The 12580-nt window shown below is 68.0% G+C and carries 13 protein-coding genes; 1 reads left to right on the forward strand and 12 read right to left on the reverse strand.

The window, feature by feature from the left end; genetic code table 11:
• Window positions 1–3: 3 nt before the first annotated feature.
• The 11 genes from E7V67_025270 to E7V67_025320 form a co-directional block, all read right to left on the reverse strand.
• Window positions 4–1350, reverse strand: coding sequence for a CpaF family protein (locus tag E7V67_025270; protein WUR12961.1), 1347 nt, complete (start codon window positions 1348–1350; stop codon window positions 4–6).
• 10 nt (window positions 1351–1360) lie between these two features.
• Window positions 1361–2536 carry an AAA family ATPase gene (locus E7V67_025275; GenBank protein ID WUR12962.1) on the reverse strand — a complete coding sequence of 392 codons (1176 nt, stop codon included), beginning with the start codon at window positions 2534–2536 and terminating at the stop codon, window positions 1361–1363.
• Between the two features lie 24 nt (window positions 2537–2560).
• The gene (locus tag E7V67_025280) at window positions 2561–3133 is read right to left on the reverse strand and encodes a pilus assembly protein (protein ID WUR12963.1); all 573 of its coding nucleotides are present in this window, start codon (window positions 3131–3133) and stop codon (window positions 2561–2563) included.
• A complete protein-coding gene (locus tag E7V67_025285; protein ID WUR12964.1) occupies window positions 3123–3578 on the reverse strand; it encodes a pilus assembly protein in 456 nt (151 codons plus the stop codon). Before E7V67_025285 ends, E7V67_025280 begins: the two co-directional genes overlap by 11 nt.
• Complete coding sequence (locus E7V67_025290; protein ID WUR12965.1) at window positions 3575–4948, reverse strand: pilus assembly protein TadG-related protein; 1374 nt, start codon at window positions 4946–4948, stop codon at window positions 3575–3577. Before E7V67_025290 ends, E7V67_025285 begins: the two co-directional genes overlap by 4 nt.
• Complete coding sequence (locus E7V67_025295) at window positions 4945–5226, reverse strand: hypothetical protein (GenBank protein ID WUR12966.1); 282 nt, start codon at window positions 5224–5226, stop codon at window positions 4945–4947. Before E7V67_025295 ends, E7V67_025290 begins: the two co-directional genes overlap by 4 nt.
• Before the next feature lie 7 nt (window positions 5227–5233).
• The gene (locus tag E7V67_025300; protein ID WUR12967.1) at window positions 5234–6706 is read right to left on the reverse strand and encodes a type II and III secretion system protein family protein; all 1473 of its coding nucleotides are present in this window, start codon (window positions 6704–6706) and stop codon (window positions 5234–5236) included.
• Between the two features lie 7 nt (window positions 6707–6713).
• Window positions 6714–7547 carry a Flp pilus assembly protein CpaB gene (gene cpaB, locus E7V67_025305; GenBank protein ID WUR12968.1) on the reverse strand — a complete coding sequence of 278 codons (834 nt, stop codon included), beginning with the start codon at window positions 7545–7547 and terminating at the stop codon, window positions 6714–6716.
• Window positions 7544–8884, reverse strand: a complete 1341-nt coding sequence (locus E7V67_025310) for an ATP-binding protein (GenBank protein ID WUR12969.1) — start codon at window positions 8882–8884, stop codon at window positions 7544–7546. The genes cpaB and E7V67_025310 overlap by 4 nt, the downstream gene beginning before the upstream one ends.
• A gap of 70 nt (window positions 8885–8954) precedes the next feature.
• Window positions 8955–9485, reverse strand: a complete 531-nt coding sequence (locus tag E7V67_025315; GenBank protein WUR12970.1) for a prepilin peptidase — start codon at window positions 9483–9485, stop codon at window positions 8955–8957.
• Between the two features lie 52 nt (window positions 9486–9537).
• Entirely contained in the window at window positions 9538–9744 is a 207-nt protein-coding gene (locus E7V67_025320; protein ID WUR12971.1) for a Flp family type IVb pilin, read from the reverse strand.
• Between the two features lie 431 nt (window positions 9745–10175).
• Here E7V67_025320 and E7V67_025325 point away from each other — a divergent pair, with 431 nt between their 5' ends.
• Window positions 10176–11225, forward strand: a complete 1050-nt coding sequence (locus E7V67_025325; protein WUR12972.1) for a GGDEF domain-containing protein — start codon at window positions 10176–10178, stop codon at window positions 11223–11225.
• 37 nt (window positions 11226–11262) lie between these two features.
• On the opposite strand, the gene E7V67_025330 is transcribed toward E7V67_025325, so the two are convergent.
• Window positions 11263–12498, reverse strand: a complete 1236-nt coding sequence (locus E7V67_025330; protein WUR12973.1) for an HD-GYP domain-containing protein — start codon at window positions 12496–12498, stop codon at window positions 11263–11265.
• Window positions 12499–12580 lie beyond the last annotated feature (82 nt).

Genomic DNA, 12580 nt, shown 5'->3' on the forward strand with positions numbered 1-12580 from the left:
TCCCTATTCGAACACGCGGTCCGGATCGAACACGCTGTCCGGCACCGGCACGCCGAACAGGCGCAGGCGGTCGGCGAAGCGCGGCCGCACGCCGGTCGCGAAAAAGTGGCCCTGCACCTTGCCATGGGCGTCCACGCCGGTCTGCTCGAAGCGGAAGATCTCCTGCATCGCGATGACGTCGCCCTCCATGCCGGTGACTTCCTGCAGGCTGACCAGCTTGCGCGCGCCGTCGGTCAGGCGCGACACCTGCATGACCACCGTGACGGCGGAGCTGATCTGCTGGCGTGTCGCGCGCGGCGTCAGGTTGACGCCGGCCATGCCGACCATGTTTTCCAGCCGCGCCAGCGCGTCGCGCGGCGTGTTCGAGTGGACCGTGGCCAGCGAGCCCTCGTGGCCCGTGTTCATCGCCTGCAGCATGTCGAGCGCCTCCGGTCCGCGCACTTCGCCCAGGATGATGCGGTCGGGCCGCATGCGCAGCGCGTTGCGCACCAGCGCGCGCTGGTTCACCTCGCCCTTGCCCTCGATATTGGGCGGCCGCGTCTCCAGGCGCACCACGTGCGGCTGGCGCATCTGCAGCTCGGCCGCATCCTCGATCGTGACGATACGCTCGCTGGGCGGGATGAAGCCGGACAGCACGTTCAGCAGCGTCGTCTTGCCGCTGCCCGTACCGCCCGAGATCAGGATGTTGATCTTGGCATGGCCCAGCGCCTGCAACACCTGCAGCATCGGTGGCGTCAGGCTCTTGTACTCGATCAGGTTGGCCATCGTCAGCGGGTTGGCCGAGAAGCGGCGGATCGACAGGATCGGACCGTCCACCGCCAGCGGCGGAATGATCGCGTTGACGCGCGAGCCGTCCGGCAGGCGCGCGTCCACCATCGGGCTCGACTCGTCGATGCGCCGGCCCACCCGCGAGACGATCTTCTCGATGATTTTCATCAGATGGGCGTTGTCGTTGAACGTGACCTCGGTCAGTTCGAGGCGGCCGCCCCGCTCCACGTACACCTTGCTGCAGGTGTTGACGAGGATGTCGGACACGCCCGCGTCGGCCAGCAGCGGCTCGAGCGGTCCGAAGCCCAGCATCTCGTGCTGGATGTCGAGCACCAGGTGGTGGCGCTCGCTCTGGTTCAGCACGATGCGCTCGTCCTCGATGATGCGCTGGACCAGCAACGCCAGCTCGTGCTTGAACTGTTCCGGCGTGAGGCGCTTCAGGCGTTCCAGGTCGATGCGGTCCAGGATCAGCTGATGCATCGTGCGCTTCAGGTCCTGGTAGGCCGCCTGCGACTGGGCCGGCAGGCTGATGGCGTGGCCGCGGGGGTCGTCGGCCAGTGCCAGGCGTTCGCGTAGGCTCATCGTTGCTCTCCTATTGTTCGGCGGGGCTGCGGCCGAACAGTCGGTCGAACAGGCCCTTGGTTTCCGATACGCGACGCTCCGTCACCAGTTCGACCAGCTCGGCCAGGCTGCGCGCCACCGGGCTGCTGCGCGACAGCTGCAGCACGGGAATGCCCTGGTTGACCGAATCGGTGGCCGACAGGTAGTCGTTCGGCACCGTGTGCACGACGTCCGCGCCCAGTGCGTGTTCCAGGTCCGCCAGGCGCAATTTGCCGCCCTTCTCGTAGCGGTTGACGATCAGGCGGGTGCGCTCGGCCGGATAGCCGAGCGAACGGAAGATGTCGATCAGGCGGCGCCCGTCGCGGATGTCCGGCAGGGCCAGCTGCAGCACCGGATAGATGGTGTCGGCGCTGTCGAGCGCGCGCAGCGACAGCGCGTCGATCTGCCGCCCCACGTCCAGCACGACGAAGTCGTAGTGCTGGCGCGCCACCCGCAGGATGACGTCCATGTGCTCGGGCTTCATGTCGACCGACTGCGCCGGGTCGTCGGCCGCTGCCAGCACGCCGAAGCCGGGCGCCACGTGCACCAGGCACGATTCGAGGAAGGCACCGTCCATGCGGCCGATCTGGCCGCAGATGTCGGACAGCGTCATGCTCGGCTTCTGGTCAGAGACGTACAGGGTGGCGTCGCCGAACTGGCCATGCAGGTCGATCAGCAGCACCTTCTTCTCGGCCAGCGCGGCCAGCGCATAGCCGAAGTTCGTCGCCAGGAACGTGGCACCGCTGCCGCCCTTGCAGGCGATGAAGGCCAGTACCTTGCCGTCGCGCATGCGCGTCACGCCCGCCTCGATCTCGATGCGGTCCATCGCCTCGTGGAAGGCGCGGTGCACCAGGGGCAGCTGCAGCACCTCGCGCATGCCGGCACGCATGGCGCGGATCAACAGCTCCTGCTGCGCTTCGCGCGTCAGCAGCATGAAGGTGGCGCCGGGATACTGGCGCGCCAGCCGGTCCACCAGCTCCCATTCGGCCGCGTCGACGTCCCCGGCGTCCAGGATCACCAAATCCGGGCCGTCGGCGACCGGGCGGTCCACCGCATCGCGCAGCCCCTGGCGCGACGCCACCAGTTGCACGGCCGGCAGCCGCGCCGAACCCTGCGCCGCCAGTTCCGCGTGCAGCAGGCTGTCCTTGCTGATCATCAGTGCTTTCATCGCATGGTCCTCATGTCCGTTGGATCACAGGCAGGTCATGCCCGGCCGGAAGCCGAGCGATTCCGCTTTCACGACCGTGACGGCGGTCGGCACGGTCAGCTGCGCCATGCCGGGCCCGAAGCCCGTCAGGGTGCGGTACGGCAGCGGCGTGCAGCCGCTGCCGCCGCTGGCGCAGATACTGGCGCGCACGAAGCGGATGCAGGCGGCGCCGTTCGGGTTTTCCGTGCAGTTCACGACGTTTTGCAGCGGGCAGGCCGGCAGTGTCGCCAGCGGCACCAGCGCGCCGCTGGCGTCCATCGACAGGTATTCGATGCGCACGTTGTCGGTGGTCAGGTTCGACACGAGCGGCAGGGGGCCGGCGCCGGTACGGAACAGCGCGTGGCTGCGCAGCGCCGCCATCGCGGTGTCCGTCGAAAAATCGGTCAACGCGGCCGCCCGCGCGGCACGGCGGGTGATCTCCTGCGCCGTATTGAACACGTACATCAGGCGGGCGACCTCGATCGTGCTAAACGCCAGCAGCAGGAACACACCCAACACCAGGGCCAGTTCGATGACGACGGCGCCGCGCTGGCGGCAATGGCGGCGGTCAGGGCGCATAGCTCACCGTATAGTGGACCGCCATGTTGACGTTCGGTGTCGCCAGTTCGTACCAGCCAGGCGCACGCAGCGTGGACGAGAAATGCACCGCCGCGTCGACGGTCACGTCCTGCGGCAGCCAGGCGCCGCAGTTGACGTTGTCGCAGCGGACCCCGGTCATGCCGGTCGCGGGCGGCATGTCGATTCCGGCATCGCGCGCGGCCTGGCGCACATAGGCGTCGGCATCGGCGTTCAGGCGTGCGCTGGCGCCGTACTGCACCATCGCCTCCTGCGGCAGCGCGGCGATGATCCGGCTGGCGCCGTAGACGGCCTTGTGCAGCGCGGTCGCATGCCAGGTCATGCGGCCCACGTACAGCATGCCCGGCAGCAGCAACAAGGCCGTCAAGCTCATCAGCAGGGCCGCTTCGACCGCCGCGACCCCGCGTTCCTTGCGGCGCGCATTCATCGGTACAGTCCTATCGCGGTGCCCAGCGCCGCCTCGCTGACGACACCCACGAATTCCGCCGGTATCTCGGTCGCGCTGGCCGGCGCGGTCAGCAGGAAGCGGCCGATGGCAAGCACGTTCGGCTCGGCGCCGCCGCTGGCGGGGCAGTTCAGCAGCGGCACATGCAGCAGCCGCCGGTTCGGGCGCCCCGGCTGCGTCGGTGCGGTGACATAGCCGGGCGTTACGTAGGGCGCGTCCAGCGGCATCGATACCGAGTTGGCCGGCGTGGACGGATACAAGCTGGCAAAATTGCCGGCGCTCTGGCCGCGCGGCACGTTGTACGCCCAGCGCGTGCCGTAGTCCGCATCGGGCGTATTCACCGTCGCGGCGGTCCACGGCAGGTCGGCGATGGTGCGGAGCTTGCCGCCGACCGTCGTGCGCTGGGCGTAGGCACGCACCGGGCGAGTGGTCATCCAGTTGGCATTCTCGCCGACGTACTCGCGCACATTGGTATCCGGTGGCGCGCTGGCGAGGTTGCAGACCGGGACCTGGCCGAAGCGGGAATTGAGCTGGCGCCAGAAGTCGAACGAGGCTGGCCTGCGCAGGTAGGGGAATCCGCTGCCGATGGCGGTGTACGCGAGCGTCCCGCTGCACATGAATGGCGCCACGGTATTGTCGTCGAACGAGACCGTGGCGCCGGCGTGCGAGCCGCTCGTGGGCGGATGTACCGGATCGAACAGGTAGTACAGCGGCGTGACGCCGTTCGGATTCAGGTCCAGCAGGTTGTAGCCGATGCCTGGGCGCAGGCCGTAGCGCACGGTCTCGGTAACGCCGGGGCTACCGGCATTGCTGCGCGTCGCCGAAGCGCTGGTGCTCAACGCGCAGATCGCCAGCGGCGCGACCCGCAGCGCGGTCGGTCCGGCCACCGCCACGGGCGCCACGTCCACCGCGATGCTTCCCCCGACCACGCCCATCAGCACCGGACGCATCACGTTCATCTGCTCGTCCAGGTCGGCCAGGTCGACGCGCACATAGCGCATATTGGCCGCGTCGCCCGCTGCCGCGCTGGCGCTGCGCCAGTCGGCGCCATCCGGGGTCGGGCCGAAGCGCAACGCGGCGCTGCGCCACTCCAGCGGCGTGGCGAGGTTGATGTTCAGCGAACGGGCGATCTGGCTGGCGCGCAGCACGGCCTGCGCGATGCCGGTGCTGGTTCCGTCCAGCTTGACGGCGGCCGCGATGGCGATGCTGTCGGCCGCGTTCTGCAACTGCGTCGTGCGCAGGTACAGCAGGCCAAGGTCGAGCGCCAGGCCCACGCAGCCGATCATCACGGGCAGCAGCAGCGCGTACATCAACGCGATGGCGCCGCGCTGGCGGTGGCTTGGCGTGTTCATTTGGTCCCGCTCACGCCGATCGTGAACACGGCCGGCGCCGGCGGCTCGGCGAACGACTTGCGGTAGCGCTGCTGCGCCAGCGCTGCGCTGGCGCCGTCGATGCCGTCCACGGTCGTGCGCGCACGCGCGGCATCGGGATTCAATACCTGCTGCGCGAACGCGGCGCGGGTGGCGGCACCGAACCGCGCGTCCCACTGCGGGGTCGTCGGTATCGCCTGGCAGCCGGCGCAAGCCAGCAGGATGACCGTGAGCAGAGCGGTCGTCGGTTTGAACATCATGCACTCCTCATTTCAGCTGGAAGCCGGAAGACTGGACGGGCGGCGCGGGTGGCGCCGGCGCTTCCATCCGGCCCAGCAGGTGCAGTTCGGCCCCACTGGCCGGCCGCACCGCGTCGGTCGGCAGCGCGTGGGGCGGCGGTGGCAGGGGCTTGACCAGGTGCGCTGTCACGACAAACAGCAGCTCGGTGCGGGCTCGCTGGAAGTCGGTGCTGCGAAACAGCGCCCCCAGGATCGGCAGCTCGCCCAGCATGGGCATCGCATTGATGTTGCTGGTCTGGTTATCGCGGATCAGGCCACCGATGGCGAAGCTCTGGCCGTCGTACAGTTGCACGGTGGTGGTGGCCCGGCGCGTCGTCAGCAGCGGCATGATGGCTTTGCCGCTCACGCTGCCGGTGCTGAGGCCGACGCCTTCCTGCGCCAGCTCCGACACCTCCGGCGCCACCGCCAGGTTGATGCGCCCGCCGGCCAGCACCGTCGGCGTGAAGCGCAGCCCGACGCCGAATTCCTTCTCTTCCAGCGTGACCTTGTTGTTATCCTGCGCCACCGGGATGAAGATCGTGCCGCCGGCCAGGAAGCTGCCTTCCTGGCCGCTGACGGCCATGACGGTCGGCTCGGCCAGGATGCGCACCAGGCCATTCTGGTTCTCGGCATCGAGGCGGACATATTTGTCCAGCGCTTTGGCCAGGGCGAAGCTGCCGCGCGCGGTCGCGCTCAGGAAATTGGCCGCCACCCCACCGGCCCACTCACCGCCCAACGGACGGAAGGCGGCGGCACCCTCGAGCTTGTCGAGCAGCGTCTTCGACACCTCGGCGATCTTCACTTCCAGCATGACCTGCTGTGGCGCGCTGATGCCCAGCAGGTTGACGACGCGCGTGCCACTGCTGGCGCCCGCCGCTTGCGCGTTGTCGGCGCCGGTCAGCGCCTTCGCGGGTGCGCGCACGAACGCCTGCGCCAGCTCCAGCACCTGGGTCAGCGTGGCACTGTTCTCCACCGTGCCGGACAACACCAGCGCATCGGCGGCGGCACTGACGCGGATATTCTTCTCTTCCGGCAGCAGGGCGGCCAGGGCAGCCTGCAGGCCGGCCGTGTCCATGCCGACCACGACGTCGATGACACTGCACGCGCCGCTGCGGCCCTGCACGATCATGTTGGTGCTGCCCACTTCGGCGCCGACCAGGTACAAGGTCGCGGGCGCCACCAGCATCGCCTGCAGCACGGCGGGATTGCCGACGGCGCGGCTGACGATGGGTTCGGGCAGGCGCATCAACGTGGATTTCCCCAGTTGCAGCGCCAGCTGGCCCGGCGCGGCCGGGGCGCCACTGCAGCGCGGACCGTCCGCCCGGGTGGCGCTGGCGCGCGCAGCGGCCGCCGCCCTGGCCGCGTCGGCGCCGGGCGGTGCCTGCTCCGGTGGCGCCGCCAGCACGTACTGGCAGGCGCAGGCAACCAATAAAACCAGGCGGCGGGTCGTCGAAGGCATCATGGGCTCCTCACAGGCACTGGCGGCCGCTGTGCAGCCCGTCGATGGTGCCGATACAGTGGCGCGGCGGCTCGCTGTGCGCGACCTTGGGTACGGCGCGCTGCGCGACCGGCGCCCCGGCGCTGGCTACCGGCTGGGTCTTGGCAAGGCCCAGCAGGCTGCTCTTGGTGGCGCCGGCCGTGGTGCCCGGTTGCGGGTCGACCTGGTTGCGCAGCACCAGCGACAGGCTGCCCACGCTGCGCGCCAGGTCGAGCTTTTCGGCCTGGTCCGGCGCCACTTCCAGCGTGACGGCATTGACCACGCGCGGCTTGGTATCGTCCCGGCTGACCTCCTGGGCCACGGCCAGCACGAGGATGCGTTCCAGGACGATCTTTGAAATGGCCTCGTCGTTGTGCTGGGCGCCGCCGGCCTGGGTGCTGACGAGGATGTCGACGAAATTACCGGGCAGCGCGAAGCCGGCCACGCCGATGACGTCGTTGACCCGCACGGTGATCGCACGCTTGCCTTCTGTGATCAGCGCGGACAGGCCGCCCAGAGTGCCGGCCGGCGCCAGTTTCGCTTCGGTCAGCGGTTCGCCGCGCAGTACGCTGCTTTTCAGCACGCGGCCGCTCAGCGCCAGCGGATCGCGCAGTGCGCCGGTCGGCACGCTGTCGGCGGGCCAATCCGACAGTTTCACCATTTCGGGACCGATGCGCTGGCCCAGGCTGGCGTCGCCGGTGGCGACGACGATGCGGCTGCCGGAGGCCGGGGCCTGGCGCAGCAGCAGGCGCGATGCCATCGCCACGGCCCCCAGGCCGAGGACGATGGCGAGCGCCATCATCAGGTAGGCACGACGGTTCTTCATGCCGCCCTCCCGCCGGCGTGCGCCGGGGCCAGGGCGAACATGCTGGACCAGGCCTGGTCGACGCTGGCCGGCGTGACGGCCGCCGGCTCACCCAGGAAGGCGGCGAACTCGCGGATACGCGCCAGGATCGCGTGCGGGAAGCCGGCCAGCAGCGGCTGGCCGCTGGCGCGATGCAGTTCGCCGACCAGGTACGTCAGCGCCGCCTCGTCAGGCGCCAGGCCCATGTGGTGGCACTGCTGGCGGAACAGCGCGCGATAGGCCGCTTCGCCGATCGGCCCCACGTGCACCTTGTAGCCGATGCGGCGCAGCGACGAGGGATCGAGCACGGCCTGCGGCGCCTGGTTGGTGATGAAGACCATGGTGGCATCGAACGGCACGGCGAACTTGTGGCCGCCGGCCAGCGCCAGCTGGTCGGCCCCCGTGTCGAGTGCCTGCGTGAAGCGCCCCAGCAGCTCGGCGGCCGGCAGGCGCTGGCGACCCAGGTCGTCGACGATGAACAGGCCGCCGGCCGCCTTGACGTGCGCCGGCGCGTGATAGCAGCCGCTGAACGGGTCGTGGCGCAGGTCGAGCATGTCGGCGCCCAGCTCGGCCCCCAGGTGCAGCGTGGGCCGGGCGCACTGGGCCCAGCGGGTATCGCTGCTGCGGCGGTCGGCGCTGGCGCGGGCCGGCAAGCTCGGCGGCTGGTGCACGGCAGCGTCGTGCACCAGCACGATCTCCTGCCCTACCACCACTGCGTACGGCACGGCCACGCTGCCCTGCAGCAGGCGGCCCAGGCGCCGCGCCAGTGTGCTCTTGCCGCTGCCGGGGGCGCCGTACAACAGCAGCGAGCGGTGCGCGTGCAGCGCGGCGCCCGCCAGCTGGTGCACGTGGGCCGGCATGCAATCGCCGGCGAATTCCGCGGCCACGTCGTCGGCACTGACGGGCGCCAACAGGGCAGACTGGCGCTGCAGCATGGCCCGGTAGGCCGCCAAGGGCACCGGCGCCGCGCCGGCATAGGAACTGCGCTCCAGCCAGGCGGCGGCGCGCTGGCGGCCGGCCGACGTCAGCTGGTATTGCACGTCCAGGTCGGAGTCGCCGCGCCATGCCACCTCGGCCAGTTGCTCGGCCACCAGGAAGTCGAAGACTTCGCGCAGCACATTGATCGACAGGCGCAGCCGGGTCGTCAGCGTGGACAGCTGCGTCCGGCCGGAGCCGAACAGGGCCTTGGCCGCCAGCTCCACCAGCAGTGCCATGTCCAGCCCCGTCTCGCGCACGGTTTTCGGTTGCGGTGGCAGCAGGGGCGCGTCATCGGCGCCGGGCAGTTCCGCCGCAACACTGGAATAGGTCGAATGGTCCATGCCGTTTCTCCTCGTGAGATGGCGATGATAGCGAGATGTTTCCGTGTAGATATTGACCAGCAGCAATGAGCTAGTAGTTCATGCGCCCCAGCGCGCACAGCGTGCCCAGCGCGATGGCCACGCCATAGGGAATGCCACCGGCGCTGGCCACGCGCGGCAGCGGCACGTGCTGTTGCGGCACGCCGCTCAGGGCCTGGATCAGCGGTGCCAGGATGGCCGCCAGGTTGCGCCCCAGGATGCGCCAGCGCCCGCTGTGCAGTACGATCAGCAAGCCCAGCACGCCGCCGATCAGGCAGGTCAGCAGGACAATCTGCAGGGCGAGCAGTGGGCCGGCGAACGCACCCACCATCGCCATCAGCTTGACGTCGCCGGCGGCCATGCCGCGCAGCGCGTACAGAGGAATGAACAGGAAGAAGCCGGTGGCGCAGCCGGCCAGCCACGTCGACAGCAAAGCGCTGCCGGCACCTGCGTACCAATGGAGCGCGGCGGCCAATGCCAGGCCGGACAGCACGAGCACGTTGGGGATGCGGCGAATGGCCAGGTCGGTGACGGCAGCCTGCATGACCAGCCACAGCAGGAGTATCTGAAGTGCCGGATTCATGGATGCCTCGATGGAAAAAAGCCCGCCGGCGTGAGCGGCGGGCTGGACTGCGTCAGCTACCGCTACCCGTACCGGTGCCGGCACCTGCGGCCAACTGGGTGGCGATGCTGGTGAACGTGTTCTTGATCGCCGTGCCGACGCCGGTAAAGGCCACGCCGATGACGCCGGCAATCACAGCGGCGATCAGGCCATACTCGATCGCGGTAATGCCTTCTTCATCCCGGGCGAAGTCCCGGGCTGCGACAATTAATGCTTTCATGCTGTCCTCCTGTGGTGGTGGGTTTGCGCTGCGGTCTGGCGACATACGTCAGCCAGTAAGACCATCTTAGGCCGTATGCTCGAAAGCAATATTGACCGCCCACAACTTTTCCACAAGGAACTATCATTAGTGAAGACGGAAATGTGACAGACAAGGCTGCTGGGCTATGTCACACTGCGTCAGCTCGTCCGGGAGAGGCCCATTGTGCGAATCTGTTGCTGGCCGGACGCTGAGAGGCGCTGCGCGTTGTGCACAAAGGGTAGAATCGTGGCGTTTTTCAAGAATTTTCGCAAAGGATAATTGCTGAGAAAGCAAAAAACATTTATGCTGATCAGCTGTCTTTTGGAAAGGCCTCGTGCTTTGCGTCACTGTGTGCCTTGATTTTTCGGAAACATAATGCGACGCGCGTCTTGATACTTCAGAGAACGAGCATGGATTCCCTACTGAAACACATGGTGGACATGACCGGCCACCGCGATCACACGATGCTGGACATCTCGGTGATCTCGGCGGTGCAGGAGCTCGCCGGCGCCAGCCAGGCGCGCGTGCTGACCTTGGCCACCGTGCGGGACCAGATCTTCGTGCGTGCCCGTGCCGTCGTCGTCGCCGGCCAGCCGGCACGCATGGAAGACCATCCCGATCCGGCCAGTCCGGGCGACCCGATCGCCTCCTATCCGGCGCTGGCCAACTGCATCGCGCGGCATGAATCGAGCGCCGACCAGATGGACGCCGACGGCCGCCACACGCTGTGGCTGCCGATCTGGCTGGGCGACAAGGCCGATACCTGCCTGGAGATCGTCAATCCGACGCCGTACACGAGCGATACGATCCACGTCATCGGCGGCATCGTCAGCGTCTACCGCAACTTCCAGAACCTGCTCGACTACAGCGAACGCGATTCGCTGACCGGCCTGTTGAATCGCAAGACCTTCGACGACCAGCTGGCCAAGATGCTGCAGGCCAGCAGCGCCGAACAGGATTCGCTGTCGCTGCCGCCGGGCGAACCGGAACGGCGCCAGCACTGCGAAGAGGAACAGCAATGGCTCGCGGTGGTGGACGTCGACCACTTCAAGCACGTCAACGACAAGTTCGGCCACCTGTACGGCGACGAAGTGCTGATCCTGATCGCCAACCTGCTGCAGTCGTCGTTCCGCGCCCAGGACCGCGTGTTCCGCTTCGGCGGCGAGGAATTCGTCGTGCTGCTGCGCTCGACCACCCTGGACAACGCCAAGAAGATCATCGATCGCTTCCGCATGAACGTGGAGCAGCACGACTTCCCGCAGGTGGGCAAGGTCACGGTCAGCGTGGGCTTCGTCAAGATCAGCGCCTTCGAGGCGCCCGTCATCATCCTGGGCCGCGCCGACCAGGCGCTGTACTACGCCAAGAGCCACGGCCGCAACATGGCCTGCCACTACGATGAACTCGTCAGCGGCGGCCTGCTGCAGCGGGTGGAATCGAACGACACCGCCGAATTCTTCTAAGCCGTTCCGGCGGGCGGCCGAGCGGCCGCCCTTCCCGTCACACCACCAGGAAGCGCATGGGATCGACCTTCCACTGCGCCGGGTCCTCGTGCCCAACGATCTTCTCGGCGCCGCCGAAACCCAGGCCGCGGGCCAGGTCGATCATCTCCGGCTTGATGTAGACATTGGTCTTCGTGTTGAAGAACACGTTCACTTTCGGCGCCAGCAGGTTGGTCTCGTGCGGCTCGACCACCACGCCCAGGCGGCCCGATTCCAGCCGCACCAGCGTGCCGACCGGGTAGATGCCGACGCAGCGCATGAATTGCTGCACCAGCTGGGGATTGAAGTGGAACTTGCTCCATTCGTAGATCTTGCGCAGCGCCGCCGCGGCGGGAATGCCGCGGTGGTAGCAGCGGTCGGCCGTGATGGCGTCGTAGACGTCGACGATGGCCGCCATCTGCGCCAGTTCGCTGATGTCGTCGCCGGCCAGCTTGTCGGGGTACCCCGTGCCGTCGCGGCGCTCGTGGTGGTGGCGCGTGATGTCCAGTGCGATCTGGCCCACTTCGGGCGTCTGCAGCAGGATCTTGTAGCCGTCTTCCGGGTGGCGGCGGATGATGTCGAATTCGGCGTCGGTCAGGCGGCCCGGCTTGTTGAGGATCTCGTCCGGCACCAGTGCCTTGCCGGTATCGTGCAGCAGGCCGCCCAGGCCCGCCTCACGCGTCAGTCCCTCGTCCATCTCGCGCGAATGGCAGAACGCCACCAGCAGCGCGCACACGCTGACCGAGTGCAGGAAGGTGTAGTCGTCCTTGGTCTTGATGCGCAAGAGGCCCGTCAGTGCGCCGGGGTTGCGCAGGATCGATTCGGTGATGCTTTGCACGACCGGCTGCACGGTGCCGATCTCGATGGCCTTGCCCAGGCGGGCGTCCGCCATCACGTTGCGTACCAAGCCCGCGGCCTGCTGGCGGATGCGGGCCGCGCGCTGCAGCTCCTCGCCCAGCGCCACCCGCAGCGGCCGCACCGGCGCCTGCGCGATGCCGACGACCTCCTCCTCGATGGCGGCCTGCGCCTCCTGCAGGGTCGGCGCATCCTGCACGTCCAGGCCACGGGCGGCATCGATCACCACCTGGCGGATGCCGGCGTTGTGGATCTTGCGGATTTCCGCTTCCGAGGTGATCGCGAAGCGGCTGCGCACGAACGGGTGATCGATCCAGTCGCAACTGAGATCGTGGATATACATGCCAACCTTCAGCTGGGAGGCGTCGACTTTCTTTAACATACGGGTCCTGCGGTTCATCAGGCGCGGCGCGCTACAATGCCAGTATAACCAAACAGTTGCCGTACGGGACTAATCGTAAGTTAAAAGCATCGAAAATCTT

Origin of the sequence: [Empedobacter] haloabium, from assembly GCA_008011715.2 — a bacterium.
Lineage (GTDB): Bacteria > Pseudomonadota > Gammaproteobacteria > Burkholderiales > Burkholderiaceae_D > Rugamonas > Rugamonas haloabia.

Bases quoted from the DNA above. Each gene is read 5' to 3' on its own strand.
- E7V67_025270 (WUR12961.1), bottom strand. From the start codon at position 1,350: ATGAGCCTACGCGAACGCCTGGCACTGGCCGACGACCCCCGCGGCCAC.
- E7V67_025275 (WUR12962.1), bottom strand. From the start codon at position 2,536: ATGAAAGCACTGATGATCAGCAAGGACAGCCTGCTGCACGCGGAACTG.
- E7V67_025280 (WUR12963.1), bottom strand. From the start codon at position 3,133: ATGCGCCCTGACCGCCGCCATTGCCGCCAGCGCGGCGCCGTCGTCATC.
- E7V67_025285 (WUR12964.1), bottom strand. From the start codon at position 3,578: ATGAATGCGCGCCGCAAGGAACGCGGGGTCGCGGCGGTCGAAGCGGCC.
- E7V67_025290 (WUR12965.1), bottom strand. From the start codon at position 4,948: ATGAACACGCCAAGCCACCGCCAGCGCGGCGCCATCGCGTTGATGTAC.
- E7V67_025295 (WUR12966.1), bottom strand. From the start codon at position 5,226: ATGATGTTCAAACCGACGACCGCTCTGCTCACGGTCATCCTGCTGGCT.
- E7V67_025300 (WUR12967.1), bottom strand. From the start codon at position 6,706: ATGATGCCTTCGACGACCCGCCGCCTGGTTTTATTGGTTGCCTGCGCC.
- cpaB (WUR12968.1), bottom strand. From the start codon at position 7,547: ATGAAGAACCGTCGTGCCTACCTGATGATGGCGCTCGCCATCGTCCTC.
- E7V67_025310 (WUR12969.1), bottom strand. From the start codon at position 8,884: ATGGACCATTCGACCTATTCCAGTGTTGCGGCGGAACTGCCCGGCGCC.
- E7V67_025315 (WUR12970.1), bottom strand. From the start codon at position 9,485: ATGAATCCGGCACTTCAGATACTCCTGCTGTGGCTGGTCATGCAGGCT.
- E7V67_025320 (WUR12971.1), bottom strand. From the start codon at position 9,744: ATGAAAGCATTAATTGTCGCAGCCCGGGACTTCGCCCGGGATGAAGAA.
- E7V67_025325 (WUR12972.1), top strand. From the start codon at position 10,176: ATGGATTCCCTACTGAAACACATGGTGGACATGACCGGCCACCGCGAT.
- E7V67_025330 (WUR12973.1), bottom strand. From the start codon at position 12,498: ATGAACCGCAGGACCCGTATGTTAAAGAAAGTCGACGCCTCCCAGCTG.